Here is a 21,001-nt window from a genome sequence, read left to right on the forward strand (position 1 = left end):
AGAACACAGAGCAACGCACATGCCAGTCGAAACGGCACGTGAACCCGACTCAAGTCATTGATTTCATTGAAGAAAATCAGGGGCCAACGAGACCCCGCGCCGCGCTTCCGGACGCGGCCCGCGCGGGCCGTCCGGCGTTTCGGACGCACCCTTCAGGGAAAACCCTAGGCGCTGAATTCCGCGCGCAGCCCGCGCACCACCTGCTCGACCGTGGCCAGCCCGGCCACGCCGCCGACCGAATGCCCGGCGCTCCACAGGTCGGCCCAGCGCTGGATCACGGCGCCTTCGGAGCCGCCGCCGAAGCGCTGGCGCGCCTCCTGCACCGACACCGTCTCGTCGAGCGCCGCCGGATCGAGCCCCGCGTTCACCACCGAGGGCCGCAGGAAGTTGGCCGGCAGGCCGGTGAAGGCGCGCGTGGTCATCACGTCGTCGAGCGAGCTCGCGGCCAGCATCTTCTTGTAGGGCACCGAGGCCAGGCTCTCCTCGGTGGCGATGAAGCGCGTGCCCATCGAGCCCAGGTCGCAGCCCAGCACGGTGGCCGCGCGCAGCGCCACGCCGTCGGGCAGGCCGCCGGCCAGCACCAGCGGGCCGTCGAAGAAGGCGCGCACCGCGCGCACGAAGGCGAAGGGATTGGCCCAGCCGGTGTGGCCGCCCGCGCCCGCGGTCAGCAGCACCAGGCCGTCGGCGCCGGCCTCGATGGCGCGCTCGGCGTGGTGCACCGAGGCCACGTCGGCTAGCACCAGGCAGCCGCCGTCGTGCAGCGCGGGGATCACCGCCGCGGGCGAGCCCACGCTGGTGATCACGAGTTCGGCGCGATGGCGCACGATCAGCTCGACCTCGGCGCGCACGCGTGCCGGGTCGCGCCGCATGATGAGGTTGGGGCACCAGGGCGCATGCGCGGTCCCGGCATCGCGCGCCGCGGCCGCCTCGTCGTTGAGCCGCGCCATCCAGCCCGCGAAGGCCTCGAGCGATTCCGCATTGGCGGTCGGAAAGGCACCGACCACGCCGGCGCGGCAGGCGGCCGACACCAGCTCGATACCCGACACGCGCAGCATCGGCGCGGCGATCGCGGGCACCGCCAAGCGGTCGAGGAAAGGCAGGCGCTGCGTCATGCGGGCTCCGATGCGGGGGACACGAGGGAAGGCAGGCGCGCGAGCGAGGCCCGCGCCTGCGCCAGCAGCTCGGCCACGATGGCCGCCAGCGGCTCGATGCGCCGCGCGAAGGCGATAGCCGGCCCGAGCGACACCATGCCGCGCTGCCAGTCGCCCTGCGCATAGCAGTGGTCGCGCGTCGCGCGGCCGTCGATCAGCGCGCCGAAGGCGGCGTGGTCGGCCGCGCCGGCGCGCTCGATCGCCTCGACCTCGCGCGCGGTCTCATTGCGCAGCACGCGCCAGGTGTTGCCCAGCGTGTGCAGCAGCCGCACGGTGGACTGCTCGTCGCAGTCGAGCAGGTGGCGCTTGTAGGCCGGATGGGTGGCGATCTCCTCGGCCACCAGGAAGCGGCTGCCGATCAGCACGCCGTCGAGCCCCTGCGCGAGCACGGCCGCGAGCTGGCGCCCGTGGCCGATGCCGCCGGCCAGCACCACGGGCACGCGCAGCTGCTCGGCCGCCAGCGCGCCCAGCAGCATGGTCGGCAGCTCGTTGGCGCCCGGATGGCCGCCCTCCTCCATGCCGACCAGCGCCACCGCGTCGGCGCCCGCGCGCTCGGCCGCGAGTGCATGGCGCAGGCCCGGCGCCTTGTGGATCACCACCGCGCCGGCCGCGTGCAAGGTGCCGATCAATTCGCCGGGCGCATAGCCCGCGGTCTCGAAATGGCGCACGCCGTGCGCGAGCGCGATCTCCATCCAGCGCCGCACCGCCGTGTTGGCCTCGGGCCGCTTCGAGAGCGTGAGGTTCACGCCGAAGGGCCGCCCGCGCGTGAGCTCGCGGCATTGCACGAGCGCGGCCGCGAAGGCCGTGTCGTCGGCGAAGGAGCGCGGCGTGACGAAGCCCATGCAGCCGGCATTGACCAGCGCGGCCACGTAGCGCGCATCCGAGAGCCACATCAGCCCGCCGCCGAGGATCGGATGGTCGATCCCGAACAGCTCGGTGATGCGGGTGCAAAAGAGCGGTGCCGTCATGGCCGCTCAGCCGCGCGCGCTGTCGAGCCGCGGCGCGCCGCCGAGCCCGCCGGGCACGACGCCCACCATCGGCACCGGATAGCGCGCCAAAGCGAGCGCCGCATCGCCCTCGAACTTGCCACGCTGCGCGAACTGCGGCAGCGCCGCGAGCGCGGCCGGTTCCACCACCGGCGCCACCGGCACGTCGTGCCGCTGCAGCAGCGCGAAGGCGTCGTCGGCATCGAACGCGGCCAGCGCCTCGGCCAGCCGCGCATTGATGGCCGGCGCCACCTTCTTGCGCGCGCCATGCGAGCGGAAGGCCGCGTCGCCATAGGGCGAGAGATCGAGCGCTTCGCACAGCCGGGCCCAGAAGTGGTCCTCGAGCGCGGCCACCGACAGGTGCTTGCCGTCGCGGCAGAGGAAGGCGCCGTAGGCCGCCTTCACCAGCGTGGCCTCGCGCTGCGCCTCCAGGTCCGCATCTCCCGACGAGCGCCAGGCGCCGAGGCGCGGATTCATCCAGTGCAGCGCGCAGTCGGCCAGCGCCACGTCGAGGTGCTGGCCCTGGCCCGTGTGCTGGCGCTGCAGCAGCGCGGCCAGCGTGGACGACAGCGCATACATCGCGCCGCAGAGGTCGGCCACCGGCAGGCCGAAGCTCTGCGCCGGACCGCCGCCGGGCACGCCCGAGACCGCGAGCACGCCGGCCGCGCCGAGGTAGTTGATGTCGTGCCCCGGCAGGTCGGCCCACGGCCCCTGCTGGCCATAGCCGCTGAGCGACACGTAGACCAGCCGCGGGAACTCCGCGCGCAGGCTGTCGGCATCGAGCCCCAGCCGCGCCATCACGCCGGGCCGGTACGACTCCACCACCACGTCGGCCGTGGCGATCAGCGCGCGCACCTCGGCGCGCTGGGCCTCGTCCTTCAGATCGACCAGCAGGCTCTGCTTGCCGCGGTTCACGGCCTCGAACACGCCCGGCCCCATGCGCCGCACGTTGTCGCCATGCGGCGGGCGCTCGATCTTGATCACGCGCGCGCCGAGCTCGGCGAGGTTCTGCGTGAAGAAGGGGCCGGGCAGCAGTTCGCTGAAGTCGACCACCACGATGCCGGCCAGTGGCGGCGTTGCGACGTCCCGCGTCATGCCGGCACGCGCTCGATGATCACGGCGTCGAGCGGCAGCGCGCCCTCGCCCGCCGCGCCCACCCAGACCGGGTTGAGGTCCATCTCCTCGATGCGGTCGGCATTCGCCACCACGAACTCCGACACGCGCAGCAGCAGCGTCTCGAGCGCCGCAAGGTCGGCCTTGGGCCGGCCGCGCGCGCCGTCGAGCAGCGCGAAGCTGCGGATCTCGCGCACCATCGCCGCCGCGTCGCGCGGGCCTATGGGCAGCATGCGCCGCGTCACGTCGCGCAGCACCTCGACGTAGATGCCGCCGAGGCCGAAGGTCATGACATGGCCGAACACCGGGTCGCGCGTGACGCCCACCATGAGCTCGGTGCCGCCGCGCGGCGCCATCTTCTCGACCAGCAGGCCATCGACCGTGGCCTCGGGATGGTGCTTCGCGGCCGCGGCCATGATCTCGCGCCAGGCTTCGGCGACCTGGGCCGCGTCCTGCAGTCCCACCTTCACGCCGCCGATGTCGGACTTGTGGACGATCTGCGCGCTCGCGATCTTCGCGACCACCGGGTAGCCCATGCCTTCCGCCAGCGCGCACGCCTGCTCGGCCGAGCTTGCGAGCCCTTGCGGCAGCAACGCGATGCCGGCTTGCTTCAACTGCGCCTTGGCCTGCGACTCCGACAGGCTGCGCGTGGCGAACTCGCCCTCGGGCGCGCGCGTCGGCAGCACCGGCCGCGCCTCGGGGTTCGACGGATTCGCGCGCTTCCAGCGCCCGTACTCGACCCAGCGCGCGATCGCCGCGATCGCCTTGTTGACCGAGCGCGGCGGCGCGAAGCCGGCCGCCACCAGCTTGCGGTAGCCCTCGCCGAGCCGGTCGCTCATCCAGATCGGCACGATCGGCGAGGCGCTGTCCTTCTGCGCGTTGATGATGTTGTCGGCCATGCGCGTGGTGGTCTCGCCGTAGTCGAGCGCGATCGGCACGATGGTCAGGCCCGTGTGCGGATCGTTCGCCACGCAGCCCAGCGTGGTCTCGACCACGGTCTTGTCGCTGAGCACCATCGCCGTGGTGTCGACCGGGTTGCCGATGGCCGCGTAGTCGGGCAGCTTGGCGCGCAGCACCGCGGTGGTCTCTGGAGCGAAGGTGGCCAGCGTGAGGCCGGCGGCGCCCACCGCGTCGGCGGTCAGCGCGGCCGTGCCGCCCGAGGAGCAGTAGATGCCCAGCGCCTCCTGCGCCCCCGGCATGGCGCGCGCGAACAGCCAGGCGGTGTCGACCAGCTCGTCGATGTCGTCGACCTCGATCACGCCGAACTGGCGGAACACCGCGCTGTTGACCTCGGCCGAGCCCGTGAGCGAGGCGGTGTGCGACTGCGCGGCCTTGCGCCCGTATTCGGAGCGGCCCACCTTGAGCCCGATCACGGGCTTGCCGTTGGCCGCGCAGCGCTGCACCGCGGCAGCGAACTTCGCGCCGTCCTTGATGCCTTCGAGCAAGGTGACGACCACCTGGATGTCGGGCGCGTCGGCCATGTAGTGGATGAAGTCGGCCACCTGCAGGTCGACCTCGTTGCCGGTCGAGGCCCACAGGCCGATGCCGATGCCGCGCTCCATCGCCTGCATCACGTTGCGACCCAGGCCGCCGCCCTGCGTGGCTAGGCCGATCGGGCCCTTGGTGAGGTCGTGCGGGAACGAGGGCGAGAAGGTCAGGCCCAACCGGTGGTTGACGTTGGTCAGGCCCGGGCAGTTGGGGCCGTACAGCCGCAGGCCGCCGCGCGCGGCGATCTCCTTCATGCGCTGCTGCTCGCGCTCGCCTTCCTCGCCGGCCTCGCCGAAGCCCGAACTGAGGATCACGGCGAAGCCCACGCCGCGCGCCGTGCATTCCTCGATCACGGCCAGCACGCCGCTCGCGGGCACCGCAACCACGGCCACGTCGGGCGTGGCAGGCAGCGCGGCCACGCTGGGCCAGCACTGGCGGCCGCGGAGCTCGGCCTTGGTGGGATTGACGAGGTAGACCTCGCCATCGAATTCGGAGTGTTCGATCAGGTTGGTCAGCGTGCGCTCGCCGATGCTGCCTTCGCGCTCGGAAGCGCCGACCAGCGCGATGGAGCGCGGGCGGATCAGCCGTGCGATGTCGACCGGGCGCGTGTCCTGGGTGCCTTGCATTGCGGTGCTCCCCTCAGGCGATCGCCGACATGCCGAGGATCTCGCGCCCGACGATCAGCGTCTGGACCTCGGTCGTGCCCTCGGGAATGGTGCCGCCGCGGGTGTCGCGGAAGATGCGCTCGATCGGGTAGTCGGTGGAATAGCCGAGCCCGCCGTGCACCTGCAGCGCCATGCTCGCGACCTCGTGCGCGGCCTCGGTGGCATAGAGCTTGGCGATCGAGCAGGCCATGCGCGCGTCGTCGGCATTGGCGTCGAGCGCCGCGGCCGCGCGCAGCGCCAGCGCGCGCGCCGCCTCCACGCGCACCGTCATGTCGACGATGAGCTTCTGCACCAGCTGGAAGCTGCCGATCGGCTTGCCGAACTGGGTGCGCGTGCGCGCATAGTCGATCGACAGCTCGAGCGCCGCGCGCGCGGCGCCGACCGCGCCCATCGCGATGTTCACGCGCGCGCCATCCAGCCCCACCAGCATGCGCTTGAGCGCGCTGCCCTCCTCGCCCAGCAGGTTCTCGCGCGGCACCTTCACGTTGTCGAAGCTCAGCTCGGCGGTGCCGGTGCTGCGCAGCACCATGGTGTCGACGCGGCGCGCCTCGAAGGGCGAGACCTCGCGCTCGACCAGGAAGGTCGACAGCTGCCCCTGGCAGTCGGGGCTGAAGGTGCGCGCCACCACGATGCCGAAGTCGGCGAAGGCGCCGTTGGTGATCCAGAGCTTGCGGCCGTTGAGCACGTAATGGTCGCCCTGCAGGTCGGCGCGGGTCTGGATCTGCGCGATGTTCGAGCCGGTGCCGGGCTCGCTGATGGCGGTGAAGACGCGGCGCTCGCTCGCCAGCAGCGGCTCGAGGAACCTCTTCTTCTGCGCCGCCGTGCCCTCGCTCGCGATCTTGTGGATCGGCCCGTTGGTGATGTTGAGCATGGTGCGCAGCGACAGCCAGGTGTGGCCCGCCTCCTCCATCAGCATGGCCCAGGTCATCTGGTCCAGGCCCATGCCGCCTTCGGACTCGGGCAGGCGGCCGCCGATGTAGCCGAACTGCGCGAGCTGCTTCAGGATCTCGAACGGGAAGGTCTTCTCCACGTCGTGCTTCGCCACCAGGGGCGCCACCTCGCTCTTCATGAAGCGCCGGATGCTGTCGCGCAGCAGTTCCTGGTCGGCGTCGGGGGTGAAATTCATCGAGATGTCTCCTGTGGCGTTGGATGGAAAGGGACGCACGCCGGGCGCCCGGCGCTCGGTCTACGAGGCGCCGGGCTCCCGGGCGTTGCGGGGACGGAAGACCAGCGCCTGCACTTCCTGCAGGGCGGCCAGGAAAGGTTCGCGCTGCTGGCGCAGGCGGTCGGTGGGGCCGGCGACCGAGAGTGCGATCGGCTCGCCGCCCACGTAGCCGGCGACGGCCAGGGCCGAGAGCCCGTCGCCGCCTTCGTTCTCGACCCAGATCCAGCCCTGCTCGCGCGCCCGCGCCACCTGCGCCTCGAGCGCGGCGAGGTCGGTGATGGTTCCCTCGGCGAGCTGGCGCAGCGGCTTCAGGCGCAGCTGGCGCGCCGCCTCCTCGGGCGTGCCGAGCGCCAGCGCCGCCTTGCCGAGCGCCGAGACGTGCAGGCTCAGCTTGTCGCCGGGGTTCTGCATGTAGCGCAGCGGATGGCGGCCCTCGAAGAAGGCCAGCACCTTGACCACGCCGCCCTCGACGCGGCCGACCAGTCCGGTCTCGCCGGTCTTGTCGCGCAGCAGCTCGGCGGCTTCGGACGCCACGGCATAGAGCGGGTCGCTGGCCGAGATCTCCCTGGCCACGGCCAGCAGCCGGGCGGTGGGATAGAAGCGCCGGCTGCGCGCGGTGCGCAGCAGGTAGCCGAGCTCGTGCAGCGTGTGCAGCAGGTCCGAGCAGCTGCTCTCGGGCAGGTCCATGAGCCGCGCCAGGTCGGAATTGGAGAGCTCGCGCTTTTCGCGCGCGAACAGCTCGAGCAGCGCCATCGTGCGGGCGGCGGCGGGGACGAGTGTGGGCATATTTCCTCCGATATTTCGTAGAGACCCACGAATATTAACGAAGGGACGGTCTAGAACTTCCATTGGTGACGGGCAGTTTCTTCCGATACGGGTTTTCCGGCATCGGCGGATTTCCTCTTGTTTTTCTACGAATGGTCGAAGTATATTGCGATTACTCGTAGACAAACGAGACCCAAAACAAACCCGGAGACAAGGCATGCAGAAGTTCTGGAAGACAGCATTCGTGGGGCTGGCGGCGGTGTCCGCCCTGCTCGGCGGCCCCGCCCGGGCGGCCGGCGAGGCCTGGCCCGCCAAGCCCATCACCTTCGTGGTGCCGTTCACGCCCGGCGGCATCACCGACAACACCTCGCGCGTGCTCGCGAAGATCGTGGGCGACAAGCTGGGGCAGCCGGTGGTGGTCGACAACCGGCCCGGCGCGGGCGGCTCGATCGGCGTGGAGGCGGCCTCGCGCCAGGCGCCCGACGGCTACACCATGATCTACGGCACCCAGGGCACGCAGGCGGCCAACCTCGCGCTCTACAAGAACATCCGCTACGACCCTGTGAAGGACTTCGTGCCGGTGCACGCCATGTCCGAGACGCCGCTGATCCTGGTGATCAACCCGAACCGGCCGTTCAAGACCGTGCCCGAGCTGATCGCCTACGCCAAGGCCAATCCCGGCAAGCTCAACTTCGGCTCGGCCGGCCCGGGCACCGGCACGCACCTGACGGCCGAGCTGTTCCAGGTCGCCACCGGCATCAAGATGACCCACGTGCCCTACAAGGGCAGCAGCCCGGCGCTGACCGACCTGATGGCCGGCAACCTCGACCTGATGTTCGACTACCCGGTGGTGGTCATGCCCTTCGTGCAGGCCGGCAAGCTCAAGCCGCTCGCGATGACCGGCCGCGCGCGGCTGTCGGTGATGCCCGAGGTGCCCACCGTGGGCGAACTCGGCTTCCCGCGCGCCGAGTCCTCGGCCTGGAGCGCGGTCTTCGTGCCCGCGAAGACGCCGCCCGAGGTCGTGAAGAAGCTAGGCGACGCGATCGCGCTGGCCATCGTCGACCCCGAGATGCTGCAGGTCACCGAGAAGTTCGGCAGCGTGCCGCTCAAGGACCTGCGCGACGCGAAGCTCGGCGAGTTCGTCAAGACCGAGATGGTGCGCTGGCGCGAGGTGGTGCAGCAATCGGGCGCCCGCATCGACTGACCCCACGCCTCTTCCTTTCCTCCGCGATTCCTTCCTCCATGACCCCAGACCTGACCACGCTCCAGCCCCTGCGGCCCACGCTCTACCGGCTCGCGGCCGACGGCCGCTCGCTCGACTTCCTGTTCGCCCAGTGCCCGCAATGCCGGCAACTGAGCTTTCCGGCCAACGCGCCGGGCTGCATGCACTGCGGCCACGCCATCGATGCCTCGGCGCAGGTGGCACGGCCCGGCGGCGGCACCCTGCTCGAGTACGTGACCCTGCACGTGCCGATGGTGCCGGGCCTGAGCGCGCCCAGCATCGCGGGCGACATCCGCATCGCCGAGCAGGTGGTGGAGGAAGGCGTGATCGGCGTGGCCGACGAAAGCCTGCTCGCGCCGGGCATGACGCTGCGCGCGGTGGCGGTGCCGCTGCCCTCGGGCGAGCACTACGGCTGCCACTTCGTGCCGGCGGATGCGCAAGGAGCCACGGCATGAGCGCCGCGCCGGGCCGCCCCAAGCAAGCTCGCACCGCAGTGCGAAGCACGAAGGTACTTCAATGAACAGCAGCAACTGGCTGGCCGGCCACGGCGGCGTCTACGTGGTCGGCATCGGCCTGCATCCCTACCAGTTCCCGAGCGACACGCCCTACACCCACCTGGGCCTCACGGCCGTGCGCGCCGCGCTGGCCGACGCCGGCCTGGCCTGGAAACAGGTGCAGGCCGCGTACGTGGGCACCACCTCGATCGGCATGGCCGCGGGCCGCGTGATGCTGCGCCACCTGGGCTCGACCGGGCTCGCGGTGACGCAGGTCGAGAACGCCTCGGCCTCGGGCTCCTTCGCCTTCCGCCAGGCCTGCATGGAAGTGGCGCACGGCATCAGCGACGTGGTGCTCGCGATGGGCGTGGACAAGCACGGCGACGGCCGCCGCGCGGCCAACAAGGACGGGCTCGAGCGCCTCAGCGACACCGCCACCATCCCGGCCGTGAAGTTCGCGCTGATGGCGCGCAGCTACCTGCGCGAGCACGGCGGCGGCATGGAATCGATGGCGAAGGTGGCGGTCAAGAACCACGGCAACGCCGCGCTCAACCCCTATGCGCAGTTCCGCAAGCCGCGCACGCTCGAACAGGTGCTGGCCTCGCCCAAGGTGGCGGGCGATCTCACGGTGCAGCAGTGCTGCCCGCGCGGCGAGGGCGCCGCCGCGGTGCTGCTGGTGTCGGGCGATGCGCTGGCGCGGCTCGGGCTCGACCCGAAGCGCTGCGTGCGCGTGCAGGCCTCGGCCGCCAACAGCGAGCGCGACGAAACGCGTTACGGCGAGGGCCCGGTCGAGCTGGTGCGCGACAGCGCGCGCGCCGCGCTCGAGCAGGCCGGCATCGGCGCCACCGAGCTCGACCTGCTCGAGCTGCATGACGCCTTCTCGGTCGAGGAACTGCTCTACAGCGAGGCCGTGGGCGTGTGCCAGCCCGGCGAGGGCGCGGCCTACCTCGAGCGCGGCGACTCGCGCATCGGCGGGCGCTGCGCCATCAATGCCTCGGGCGGGCTGATCGGCATGGGCCATCCGCTCGGGCCCACGGGCATCGGCCAGGTCGCCGAGATCGTGCGCCAGATCCGCGGCGAGGCCGAGGGCCGCCAGCACCCGGCCGCGCGCTGGGGCATGGCCCACATGATCGGCCTCGGGTCGGTGGCGATCGCGCACGTGCTCGGCGGCACGGCGCAGGGCTGAAGAACAGAAGACGACACAGGAAGAAGCTCCCCATGAACCCGAACACCCCTGCCCTCGAAACCCTGCTGTACGAAGTGCGCGGCAACGTCGCCGTGGTCACGCTGAACCGGCCCGATCGCATGAACACGCTCGGCGGCTCGATGAAGCCCGACCTCGCGCGCGCCTTCTTCGAGTACGCGCGCGCCGACGAGCGCGTGCGCGCCGTGCTGGTCACCGGCAGCGGCGAGCGCGCCTTCTGCGCCGGTGCCGACATCAAGGAGCGCGCCGGCAACGCCACCCTCGGCACCGACTACTTCGTGGCGCAGAAGGCCACGCACGACCTGTTCCGCGACATCGAGGAGTTCGAGAAGCCGGTGATCGCCGCCATCAACGGCGTGGCGCTCGGCGGCGGGCTCGAGATCGCGCTGTGCGCCGACATACGCCTGGCCTCGCAGGCCGCGCGCTTCGGCCTGCCCGAGATCAAGCTCGGCGTGATCCCTGCGGCCGGCGGCACCCAGCGGCTGCCGCGGCTGATCGGCGAGGCGCGCGCCAAGGAGCTGATCCTCACGGCCGACCTGGTCGACGCCGACACCGCGCTGCGCTACGGCATCGTGAGCCGCGTGCTGCCGCCCGCCGAGCTGATGCCCGCCGCGCTCGAGCTGGCCCAGCGCATCGCCGAGCATCCGCCGCTGGCGGTGCGCTTCGCCAAGCGCGCCATCAACCGCGGCATGCAGACCGACCTCGACTCGGGCCTCGAGTACGAGCGCTACGCGGCCGCCATGATCATCGACAGCGAGGACCGCAAGGAAGGCATGCGCGCCTTCGTCGAGAAGCGCAAGCCGGTGTTCACCGGCCGCTGAGCCCCTTCCCTCCATCTCTTTCCCATCCCCTACAAGACAAGGAACGCATCCCATGAAACTCGGATTGGAAGGCCAGGTCGCGCTGGTCACCGGCGGCGGCCAGGGCGTCGGCCGCCAGATCTGCATCGAGCTCGCGGCCGAGGGCGCGCGCGTCATCGTCAACGACCTGTTCGCCGAGCGCGCCGAAGCGGTGGCAGCCGAGATCGCGGCCGCCGGCGGCCAGGCCCTCGCGGCGCCGGCCGACATCACGCGCGCCGACCAGGTCGAGGCCATGGTCGCCAAAGGCACGGCGCACTTCGACGCGCCGGTCAGCGTACTGGTCAACAACGCCGGCATCATTCCCGAGCGCCGCGAGAAGGGCGGGCGCACGCCGCCCTTCCTCGACATGCCCATCGAGGACTGGGCCAAGATCGTCAACCTCAACGTCTACGGCACCATGCACTGCTGCCGCACCGTGCTGCCGGGCATGGTGGCGCGCAAGGGCGGGCGCATCGTCAACATCATCTCGGAGGCCGGGCGCATCGGCGAGGCCAACATGGCGGTGTACTCGGGCGCCAAGGCCGCGATCGCCGGCTTCGGCAAGGCGCTGGCGCGCGAGCACGGCCGGCACGCGATCACGGTCAACTCGATCGCGCTGGGCGCGGTCTCGCACGCCGGCATCAAGGACGGCCCGCTGCGCGTGGACGCCACGGTCGAGAACGACGAGCGCCTGCCCAAGATGCTCAACGTCTACCCGATCGCCAAGGGCGTGGGCCGGCTCTCGCGGCCCGAGGACGTCTCGGGCGTGGTGGCCTTCCTGGCCTCGGACCGGGCGCTGTTCGTCACCGGCCAGACGCTGGGCGCCTCGGGCGGTTTCGCGATGCTCTGAGCGCGCGTTCCTGAAGATCGGGCCGCGCCCAGGGTTCTCCCGCAGCCCCGCGCCGGCACGGGCCGTGCGGGGCAATGCAGAATCCGGTCCCATGGCTGCATTGCCCTCCGTTCTCGATCCCCGTTCCGTCATCATGCTGGCGGGCCTGATGGGCGTCGTGATGTCGGTGGTCGTGTTCTTCATGCGCCGCAGCTACCCGGCCACCATCCAGGGCCTGCGCGAGTGGGCCTGGGCGCCGCTGGTGGCCTTCGTCAGCACCCTGCTGTTCGCCGGCCGCGACGTGCTGCCGGACTTCATCACCATCGTGGTCGCGAACGTGGTGCTGTTCGAGGCCTGCCTCCTCTACTACGCCGGCAGCCAGCGCTTCCTGCACGGCCGCAGCGACACCGCCGGCTGGCACGGCCTGACCGTGGTGATGGCCTGCGCGCTGTTCTGGTTCAGCGAGTTCAAGCCCGACTACGAGATCCGGCTGGTGATCGTCACGGCGCTGGTCGCCGCCCTGTTCTTCAACCACGCGCTGCTCTACATCCGCAACCGCGGCCGCGTGCTCGGCATGCGGCTGATGATCGTGCTGCTGCTGCTGCAGTCGCTGGTGGCCCTGGCGCGGCTGGTGTCGGCGCTGCTGGGCATGGCCGGCGTGGGCCTGATGGACGCGACCCTGCTGCAGTCGATCTACATCTCGATGTATTCCTTCACCGTGCTGCTGCTGTCGATCGGCGCCATCCTGATGGCCACCGACCGCATGCACTCGGAGTTCGAGTTCCTCGCCACCCACGATCCGCTGACCGGCGTGCTCAACCGGCGCGCGCTGCTCGACGCCTGCCAGGCCCAGCTCGGCACGGCCGGCCGCGAGGCCTCGGCGCCGCGGCGCATGGCGCTGCTGATGATCGATGTCGACCACTTCAAGTCGATCAACGACCGCTTCGGCCACCAGACCGGCGACGCGGTGCTGCGCGAGGCGGTCGGGCGCATGCAGCGCAGCCTGGGCGGCCAGGGCGTGCTCGGGCGCTACGGCGGCGAGGAGTTCGTCGTGATGCTGCCCGAAGCCAGCACCGACGAGGCCACCGCGCTGGCCGAAGAACTGCGCCATGGCGCGCGCCAGGCCTTCCCGGCCGATTCGCCGCTGGCCGCGGTGGGCTCGTTCACCGTCAGCGTGGGCGTGGCGCCGCAATGGCCGGGCGCCGACATCGACGACATGCTCGGGCAGGCCGACGAGGCGCTCTACCGCGCCAAGTCGCAGGGGCGCGACCGGGTGGTGCTGGCCATGGCCGGCTGATCACCGCGGCAACGGCCCGACGCGATCGGCCGCCGGTCTCCTACGAGCCGCGGCCGCGGCCGCGCGCATGGTGCGGCCATGAACCGGCTGCGTTTCGAGCCGGCAAGGAGTCACGCCATGGCCACCGGCACCCGAACCCTCTGGAAAGGCGCGATCAGCTTCGGCCTGGTCCACATCCCCGTCGGCCTGCACACCGCGAGCAGCGAGCAGGGCGTGGATTTCGACTGGCTCGACAAGCGCAGCATGGACCCCGTGGGCTACAAGCGCATCAACAAGCGCACCGGCCGCGAGATCGACCGCGACAACATCGTCAAGGGCGTCGAGTACGAGGACGGCAAGTACGTGATCGTCTCGCCGGCCGAGATCGAGGCCGCCTTTCCGCGCACCACGCAGACCATCGAGATCGAGCGCTTCATCGACGCCGGCGAGATTCCCTTCGTCTACCTCGAGCGGCCCTACTACGTGGCGCCGATCAACAAGGGCCAGAAGGTCTATGCGCTGCTGCGCGAGGTGCTCGTGAAGACCGGCAAGGTCGGGCTCGCGAAGGTGGTGATCTCGACCAAGCAGCACCTCGCCGTGCTCGTGCCCTCTGGCAAGGTGCTGGTGCTGAACCTGCTGCGCTGGGGCGACGAGGTGAAGTCGACCGAGGGGCTGGAGCTGCCGCCCGAAGGCACCAGGAGCGCGAAGATCACGCCGGCCGAGATGAAGATGGCCGAGCAGCTGGTCAAGGACATGTCGGGCGCCTGGGACCCCGAGGACTTCAAGGACGAGTTCAAGCACGCGGTGATGAAGATCGTCGAGAAGAAGGTCAAGGCCGGCGACACCGAGACGGTGGTCGAGCCCGAGGAAGAGGCACCGGGCCCGGGCGCGAAGGTGATCGACCTGACCGAGCTGCTGACGCGCAGCCTCAAGGGCGCGAAGGCGGGGGCCGCCGCGAAGAAGGGTGCGCGCGCGGCGCCCAAGGCGGGCAAGGCGGCCGCGAAGAAGACGACGCGTGCGAAGGCAGCGCCGGCCAGGAAGTCCGAGGAGCGCAAGGCGGCGTAGCACGCGAAGGCAACGAGGGGACAATCGGGCCCTTGTCCGCAAAGCCCGCTCCCATGCCGCCCACCCAGTACCTGTTCCTGTCCCTCGCGGATCACCCCTCGGCGTCGCCTGCCGCCGAACGGCAAGACAGCCATGCGCGCTGCCTCAACGCCGCGGGCCGGTGGGCGGTGCATGGCACGCCGGACTCGCCGCTGCTCGCATGGCCTGCGGCACGGGCGGACGAAGCGCGCGCCGCCGCCGAGCGAGCGGCCCAGGCCCAGGGCCGGCCGGTCGAGGTGCTGTCGCGCGGCGATGCCGGATGGGAGGAAGGCCGCGAGATCCGGCTGTTCACCGAAGCCTCGGAGCCGGTGCTTCTGGGGCCCACCGCACCGAGCGAAGCGAAGGCACGCCGCCTGCGCACCGAAACCGACAAGCTCGAAGCCTTCTGCCTGGTGGTGCGCCAGGCATCGGCGGCCACGAACCACGAGGAGTTCGTGCGGATCAGCCACGCCGCGGGCAAGGCGCTGAAGGTCCGCTTCGGTGGCGGATCGATCTCGTCGGCCGCCGCCTGGCTGACCGGCGCCAAGGGCCGGGAGGCACTGCAGAGCGTGCTGGCCGGCGAAGCCGAACTGACCGGGCGGCTCGCGCTGCGCGAGATCGTCGAGATCGTCGCGCTGGCGCGGGAGGCCGAACGCCTGCGGCAGGAAGCGGAGAACCCCGCCACCCGCCACTGAGGGCCCGGGGCGCTCAACGCGCCGGGACCGCCGACGAGGACAGCCGCCGGATCTGCGCCTGCGCGATGGCCCGCCGCGAGAGCGAGCGCGAATTGCCGAGGAACCATTCGTAGGTCGCGATCGCGGCCTGGGTCTCGCCGCGTTCCTCGAGTTCGAGCGCCTCCGCCATGCAGCGCGCGAACAGAAGGATGGCATCGCGCTCGCGTGCCGGCGCCGCCAGCGACCGCGGCCTGAGTTCGGGGTGCGCGATGTGGATCTGCCGTTGCACGTCGAGCACCTCGATCAGCGCGCGGCCTATTCTTTCGATGTTGGTGGACAGGGGGTGCAGCTGGGTCCTGTGGGCATCGGCGGCCGCCTGGTCCAGCAGGTGCGAGGTCACACGCAGCAGTTGATGAAGGCGCTTGAGCGTCATGCCCCGACCATAGTTTTTAGCCCCCCGGAAAACATCCCCTCTTGCGAGGGGGCCGCGCCCGATCGGGCCCTGCGATGGTGTAAAAACGCGGCCGCAGAGCCAGCTCCGGCCCGGCGCAGGGAGAGGTACAAGATGAAGATTCTTGTCGTGGACGACCACGCACTGTTCCGTGCGGGTCTGCGTCTGCTGCTCGCCAGCATGGAGAGCGGCGCGGCGGTCTACGAGGCCGCCACCTTGCGCGAAGCGACGGCCGCCGTTGCCGCACACCCCGATCTCGCCGTCTGCCTGCTCGACCTCACGCTCGCGCGCGAACGCGGCCATGAGGCACTCACCGCCTTCAAGGCGGCCGCGCCCGACGTCGCGGTGGTGATCGTGTCGGCCACCAGCGACCTCGCCACCGTGCGGGCCTGCATCGATGCCGGCGCCATGAGCTTCGTGCCCAAGAGCATGCCGCCCGAGACCCTGACGCGGGCGCTGCGCCGGGTGCTGGCCGGCCAGATCTACCTGCCGCAGGAGGTGCTGAACACCATCGCGCTGGCGCACGAGCTTCCCGCGCTGAGCCCGCGCCAGGTCGACGTGCTGCGCGGCCTGGCCCGGGCCCTGCCGACCAAGGCGATCGCGCGCGAGCTGCGGCTTTCCGAATACACCGTCAAGGAATACATACGCGGGCTGTTCGAGGCGCTCGACGTCCACAACCGCACCGAGGCCGTGATCACCGCGAGCCGGCTCGGCCTGCTGGACCTGCCGCGTCCCTGCTGACCCGGCCCCGGGGACAGCGTGCCAGCCACCCACGACCCCGCGGCCGAGGCCTCGTTCCAGCGCGAGCTGCTGCGGGAGTTCGTCGAGCTGCATGCACGCGTCACCCTGCGCATTCCGCTGGTGCAGGCCCTGCTGGTCGGTGGCTCCGCCTTCGTGCTGCTGCCGCAGGTGCCGCTCATCGAGTTCGCGCTCTGGGCCGTCGCGGTGCTCTGCATGGAGGGAGCGCGCGCCGCCCATGCCTGGCAGCTGCTGCGGCGGCTCTCCCGCCTCGACCTGCGCAAGGCCCTGCGCCAGCAGGTCGCGCTGGCCTTCCTGGCCGGTGCCGAGGCCGGCGTGATGCTGCCGCTGTTCAAGCCCGACTTGAGCGCGCTGAACCAGACCTTCCTGACCTTCATCCTGGTGGCATTGCCGGCCATCGGGGTCGCGGTCTCGATCTCCTCGCGCCTGCTCGCCGGCGTCTACGCAGCCGCCATCCTCGTGCCCACCTCCACCGCCTGGGTGCTGCTGCATCCCGAGCACCTGCTGGCGACCATCGTCATGACGCTCGCCTACATGCTCGCGCTGCTGTTCGCCGCCAACGAGAACGAGAAGCTGCTCACGCGCTCGGTGGCGATCCGGCGCGAGCGCGACGAGATGGTGCGCCACCTCGAACGCAGCAACGCGGAGGTCAACGCGGCGGTCACGCGCGCGGAGGCCGCGGCGCTGGCGCGCACGCGCGTGCTCGCGGCGGCGAGCCACGACCTGCGCCAGCCGCTGCATGCGCTGTCGGTCTACAGCGCGATCCTGGCCACGAGCCCCACGCCGGCCACGCTGGACGAGGTCGCCACGCACATCGACCAGCTGGTGCGTTCGCTCGGTGCGCTGCTGCACGGACTGCTCGACCTGTCGCAGCTGTCCTCGGGCCACTACGTGCCGGCGCGGCAGCGCTTCGCGCTCGATGCGGTGATCGCGAACGTCTGTGCCGAATTCGAGGCGGCCGCCGCGAAGAAGGGGCTGTACTTCGAGCGCGAGCTGCAGCCCGTCACGCTCGAGAGCGATCCCACCGCGGTGCTGCGCATCGCGCGCAACCTGATCGACAACGCCATCAAGTACACCGAGCGCGGCGGGCTGCGCGTGCGGCTGCGGCACGACGGCCTGTGCGCCGTCCTCGTGGTCGAGGACAGCGGCAAGGGCATCGCCGCCTCGGAGCACGCGCACATCTTCGAGGAGTTCTACCAGCTCGGCAACGCGGGACGCGACCGCAGCCAGGGGGTGGGACTGGGGCTGGCGATCGTCGAGCGGCTGGTGACGCTGATCGGCGCGCGGATCTCGGTGCGATCGCGGCTCGGTGCCGGCAGCCGCTTCGAAGTGCGCATGCCCGGCGTGCACGATGCGCCGCCGCCCGTTGCCGCGGCCGCGCCGGCGCCGATGGCCGTCGCGCTCGAGGCCGTGGCCGGCAGCCGGCCGAGGATCTACCTCGTCGACGACGAGCCCGACATCGTGCGCGGCATGACGACCTTGCTGCAGGCCTGGAAGCTCGAGGTGCGCACGGCCCTCGATGTCGCCGGCACGGCGGCGCTGTTCGACGAGGAAGGCTGCCCCGACCTGCTGATCGCGGACCTGCGGCTGCGCGGCAACGAGCACGGGCCGGCGCTGGTCGCGCGCATGCGCGAGATCCATGGCGAGTTTCCGGTGGTCTTCATCACCGGCGAGACCTCGTCCGAGGCCCTGCGCGAGGCGCGCGCCACACGCTGGCCGCTGCTGCACAAGCCGGTGGATGCGCAGACGCTGCGCGCGACGATCCAGTCGCTGCTGGCGGCGCACGGAGCCACGCGTCTTTGAGTTTTCTTTATCTTATGAAGAAATTAGGCTGAACATTTTTCATGGCGATGTAACGAGCAAACCACATCCTTTGGTTCTCACTTCGACGGCGCCCTCCGACCGCGCAGCCCTGCATGGCGGAACCCGTCCCTACTTCCAGAGGTTCATGGTGTTGACGACGCCCCAGTCTTTTTCCAAACGCTTCCTCGCGGTGGCCTGCGCAGTCTTCCTCGCATCGTGCGGGGGAGGCTCGGGCAACGGCGGGCTGGCCTTCCTTCCTCCGCCCGCCGGCCAAGGCACAGGCGGTTCCAGTGACTCCGGCGGCTCCGGCGGCGCCGGCACGCCCGACAACCCGAACGTCCGCCATGCCGCGGCCGTGAGCGTGCAGGGCGACGGCAGCGGCGACGTGGAGTCGCTCGACACCACGCTCGCCTGCCATGCCGACTGCAGCGCCGACTACGCCGAGGGTGCGAGCGTCAAGCTCATCGCGACCGCCGCGCGCGGCTCGGTCTTCGACGGCTGGCAGGGCGCCTGCGAAGGCACCGAGGCCTGCGAACTGACGATGGACCAGGCGCGCAACGTGGTGGCGAAGTTCTCGCTGGCCGCGAACGCCGCGCCCACGGGCACCTGGTTCAAGGGCGACACCCACGTGCACGACGACCACTCGGACGACGGCAGCGCGCCGCGCCAGCTCAACAAGGACAAGGCCAAGGGCAACCTCTCGCTGGCCGACCAGATCGGCCAGGCCGGCCGCACCGGCCTGGACTTCGTGCCCTTCACCGACCACCGCACCTACGACCAGCACTACGACCCGCTGTGGGAGTCGTCGTCGCTGCTGCTGATCCGCGGCGAGGAAGCCAACGGCAAGCCGCACGCCATCGCGCTCGGCGGCGTGGACTCGGTCGAGCAGGGAGCCATGCATCCGGACCGCGCGCAGTTCGCGCTGGTCCAGCAGTCGATCTGGGATGCGCATTCCCAGGGCGCCATCTGGTCGGTCGCGCATGCCGACGACGGCGAGACGAATGCCGACGGCTCGCCCAACGTGAACGCCAACGTGCAGGGCGTCAACCTGGTCGAGGTCTGGAACCGCTCGAAGAGCCCGGACAAGCAGATGGACTACGCCGAGAACCGCTGGAACGCGGGCTTCCGCTTCGGCGTGGCCGGCGCCAGCGACAACCACTTCCGCGAGTACTGGGGCGCGCCCTACCTCAACAGCCCCGGCATGCCGGTGACCAAGGTGCTGGCCAAGGGCTACAACGAGCGCGGCATCCTCGAGGCGCTGCGCGCGGGCTACACCAGCCTGTCGATCAACCCGACCGGCCCCGGCGTCTCGATGACCACGGACCTCAAGGGCGGCGGCTACACCGCCATGAGCGGCGACGAGGTCTTCGTGCCCGCGGGCACCACCGGCCACCTGCGCATCGGCGTGCAGCGCGCCGCCGGCATGGACGTGCTGCTGTTCCGCATGCCCGGCAAGAGCGCCGGCCCGATGAAGACCTTCAAGCCGACCCGCGACGACGAGACCTACACGGTCGACATCACCGCCGGCTCGCAGCCCGACTGGTACCGCGTCGAGGTGCGCGGCATCAACGTGCCCATTCCGCCGGCCGCGGCCGCGATGGAGCTCAAGGCGGCCGTGTCGCCGATCTTCGTCTCGCCGGCCCCGGTCGAGGCCAAGGCCGAGATCGCCGTGCCGAAGGAAGACAGCGTGGCCGACGGCGCGCTGCGCGTCGCCGGTGCGCGCGGCGACTTCGCCGGCTTCCCCGACCTCGTGACCGCCGACGGCGTGACGCACGTGGTCACCGAGATGCATGGCGATGCCACCAGCACCGTGGTCTACCGCCGCCGCGACGCCAAGGGCGTCTGGAGCGATGCCGGCCAGACGCTGAGCGGCAAGGGCCAGGCGCGCTTCCCGCGCGTGGCCGTGCGCGGCAACGACGTCTGGGTGGCGTGGGAGGAAGACGCGGTGCAGGTGCCGCACCGCCCGGTCATCAACCTGCGCCATTCGGCCGACGGCGGCGCGACCTGGGCCTCGACCGACACCGTGCGCTCGCTCGAGGGCCGTGCCGAGCATCCGGACGTCGCCGTGGCCGCGAGCGGCAAGCCGGTGCTGGCCTGGCAGGAGATCCGGGCCGACCAGCCCTTCGACATCATGGTGCAGGAGGTCGGCACCGACGCGCAGCCGCGCAACCTCTCGCGCGCCGGCAAGTCGGTCGACGCCGGCGTGCTCGACGACACGCGCTCGCCGCACTACCCGGCTTCCGTGCTGCCGAACCTGACGGTCGCGGCCGACGGCCGTGTCGCCGTGGCCTGGCAGGACAACCGCAACGACCAGGATCCGCTGTGGACCGGTGCCGCCGCCTACGGCGACGGCTCGAACCCCGACGACTGGCAGGTGCAGGTCGCGGTGCGCGACGCCGCCGGCGCCTGGAAGACGCCCGTGAGCCTCGGCGCCACCGACCGCGCCGATCGCCACCCCGACGTGATCTTCGGCGGCAACGGCGACCTGGTCGTGGCCTGGGAAAGCAAGGAGCAGGAGCCGGCCGGCAAGAACATCGCGGTGCTCGCGGCGGTGTCGGGCGACGGCGGCGCGACCTTCTCGGCCCCCACGGTGCTGGCCGCGGAGCCGACCACCATGAGCCAGCGCCCGCGCCTGGGCGTGGACAAGGACGGCTCGGTGCGCGTGGTCTGGTTCGACTCGCGCTCGGCCGACTGGCGCTGGCGCGTGATGACCGCGGTCTACAAGAAGCCCGCGGGCTGGGACACCGGCACGCTGCTGAAGGGCACCGGCATCAACACCTGGCCCGTGACCTCGGGCGGCGTGATCGCCTTCGCGAGCACGCGCAACGCCACGCGGCTGCAGCGTGACCAGACGCAGCAGGTGTTCCTGTTGTCCGCGAAGTAGGCGGACCCCGCTTCCAGGCCCGATGCCCCGCTCGCGCGGGGCATTTTTCATGGGGCCGGTGCCTGAAGAAAGGGCTCCCACAGGCCCGGGAATACCCTCTGCCAACCCGGGCCCTTTCTTGCCTACATTGCTTGTATGCAAGATTTCCGA

18 protein-coding genes are annotated in these 21,001 nt (G+C 71.0%); 11 read left to right on the top strand and 7 right to left on the bottom strand.

Annotated elements, in window-relative coordinates; genetic code table 11:
- Nucleotides 1-164: 164 nt before the first annotated feature.
- Genes ACODT0_RS16085 through ACODT0_RS16110 form a run of 6 tightly spaced genes read right to left on the bottom strand, consistent with a single transcriptional unit; the run spans nt 165 to nt 7,354 of the window.
- Nucleotides 165-1,112 (bottom strand): NAD(P)H-dependent flavin oxidoreductase, encoded by a 948-nt coding sequence (locus ACODT0_RS16085; RefSeq protein ID WP_261210778.1) that lies wholly within the window; start codon nt 1,110-1,112, stop codon nt 165-167.
- On the bottom strand, nt 1,109-2,119 hold the full coding sequence (locus ACODT0_RS16090) for an NAD(P)H-dependent flavin oxidoreductase (RefSeq protein ID WP_489041710.1): 1,011 nt from the start codon (nt 2,117-2,119) through the stop codon (nt 1,109-1,111). The genes ACODT0_RS16085 and ACODT0_RS16090 overlap by 4 nt, the downstream gene beginning before the upstream one ends.
- 6 nt (nt 2,120-2,125) lie before the next feature.
- Nucleotides 2,126-3,232 carry a CaiB/BaiF CoA transferase family protein gene (locus tag ACODT0_RS16095; RefSeq protein WP_489041711.1) on the bottom strand — a complete coding sequence of 369 codons (1,107 nt, stop codon included), beginning with the start codon at nt 3,230-3,232 and terminating at the stop codon, nt 2,126-2,128.
- On the bottom strand, nt 3,229-5,364 hold the full coding sequence (locus ACODT0_RS16100) for an acetate--CoA ligase family protein (protein ID WP_489041712.1): 2,136 nt from the start codon (nt 5,362-5,364) through the stop codon (nt 3,229-3,231). The genes ACODT0_RS16095 and ACODT0_RS16100 overlap by 4 nt, the downstream gene beginning before the upstream one ends.
- A gap of 13 nt (nt 5,365-5,377) precedes the next feature.
- Nucleotides 5,378-6,529, bottom strand: coding sequence for an acyl-CoA dehydrogenase family protein (locus ACODT0_RS16105; protein WP_057591539.1), 1,152 nt, complete (start codon nt 6,527-6,529; stop codon nt 5,378-5,380).
- A gap of 60 nt (nt 6,530-6,589) precedes the next feature.
- Complete coding sequence (locus tag ACODT0_RS16110; RefSeq protein ID WP_203202367.1) at nt 6,590-7,354, bottom strand: IclR family transcriptional regulator; 765 nt, start codon at nt 7,352-7,354, stop codon at nt 6,590-6,592.
- A gap of 196 nt (nt 7,355-7,550) precedes the next feature.
- Here ACODT0_RS16110 and ACODT0_RS16115 point away from each other — a divergent pair, with 196 nt between their 5' ends.
- From ACODT0_RS16115 to ACODT0_RS16150, 8 genes are all read left to right on the top strand, one after another.
- Entirely contained in the window at nt 7,551-8,537 is a 987-nt protein-coding gene (locus ACODT0_RS16115; RefSeq protein WP_057591541.1) for a Bug family tripartite tricarboxylate transporter substrate binding protein, read from the top strand.
- Nucleotides 8,538-8,575: 38 nt separating this feature from the next.
- On the top strand, nt 8,576-9,010 hold the full coding sequence (locus ACODT0_RS16120; RefSeq protein WP_057591542.1) for a zinc ribbon domain-containing protein: 435 nt from the start codon (nt 8,576-8,578) through the stop codon (nt 9,008-9,010).
- Between the two features lie 61 nt (nt 9,011-9,071).
- Nucleotides 9,072-10,235 (top strand): thiolase family protein, encoded by a 1,164-nt coding sequence (locus ACODT0_RS16125; RefSeq protein ID WP_489041713.1) that lies wholly within the window; start codon nt 9,072-9,074, stop codon nt 10,233-10,235.
- Nucleotides 10,236-10,267: 32 nt separating this feature from the next.
- Nucleotides 10,268-11,074, top strand: coding sequence for an enoyl-CoA hydratase/isomerase family protein (locus ACODT0_RS16130; protein ID WP_057591544.1), 807 nt, complete (start codon nt 10,268-10,270; stop codon nt 11,072-11,074).
- Between the two features lie 52 nt (nt 11,075-11,126).
- Nucleotides 11,127-11,942 carry an SDR family NAD(P)-dependent oxidoreductase gene (locus ACODT0_RS16135; RefSeq protein WP_057591545.1) on the top strand — a complete coding sequence of 272 codons (816 nt, stop codon included), beginning with the start codon at nt 11,127-11,129 and terminating at the stop codon, nt 11,940-11,942.
- 91 nt (nt 11,943-12,033) lie between these two features.
- Nucleotides 12,034-13,218, top strand: a complete 1,185-nt coding sequence (locus tag ACODT0_RS16140) for a GGDEF domain-containing protein (protein ID WP_082321711.1) — start codon at nt 12,034-12,036, stop codon at nt 13,216-13,218.
- 117 nt (nt 13,219-13,335) lie between these two features.
- Nucleotides 13,336-14,262: a non-homologous end joining protein Ku gene (gene ku, locus ACODT0_RS16145; RefSeq protein ID WP_057591547.1), complete on the top strand. Its 927-nt coding sequence runs from the start codon at nt 13,336-13,338 to the stop codon at nt 14,260-14,262.
- A gap of 53 nt (nt 14,263-14,315) precedes the next feature.
- Nucleotides 14,316-14,975 carry a hypothetical protein gene (locus tag ACODT0_RS16150; RefSeq protein WP_422096138.1) on the top strand — a complete coding sequence of 220 codons (660 nt, stop codon included), beginning with the start codon at nt 14,316-14,318 and terminating at the stop codon, nt 14,973-14,975.
- 13 nt (nt 14,976-14,988) lie between these two features.
- Here ACODT0_RS16150 and ACODT0_RS16155 read toward each other — a convergent pair whose 3' ends face one another.
- The gene (locus tag ACODT0_RS16155; RefSeq protein WP_296724993.1) at nt 14,989-15,387 is read right to left on the bottom strand and encodes a hypothetical protein; all 399 of its coding nucleotides are present in this window, start codon (nt 15,385-15,387) and stop codon (nt 14,989-14,991) included.
- A 132-nt stretch (nt 15,388-15,519) separates the two neighbouring features.
- Between ACODT0_RS16155 and ACODT0_RS16160 the strand changes: the two genes are divergently transcribed.
- From ACODT0_RS16160 to ACODT0_RS16170, 3 genes are all read left to right on the top strand, one after another.
- On the top strand, nt 15,520-16,146 hold the full coding sequence (locus ACODT0_RS16160) for a response regulator transcription factor (RefSeq protein WP_064262213.1): 627 nt from the start codon (nt 15,520-15,522) through the stop codon (nt 16,144-16,146).
- Between the two features lie 18 nt (nt 16,147-16,164).
- Complete coding sequence (locus ACODT0_RS16165) at nt 16,165-17,967, top strand: ATP-binding response regulator (RefSeq protein WP_413762605.1); 1,803 nt, start codon at nt 16,165-16,167, stop codon at nt 17,965-17,967.
- Nucleotides 17,968-18,118: 151 nt separating this feature from the next.
- Nucleotides 18,119-20,851: a CehA/McbA family metallohydrolase gene (locus ACODT0_RS16170; protein ID WP_489041714.1), complete on the top strand. Its 2,733-nt coding sequence runs from the start codon at nt 18,119-18,121 to the stop codon at nt 20,849-20,851.
- Nucleotides 20,852-21,001: the final 150 nt, after the last annotated feature.

Source organism: Variovorax sp. FG153 (genome assembly GCF_057809595.1).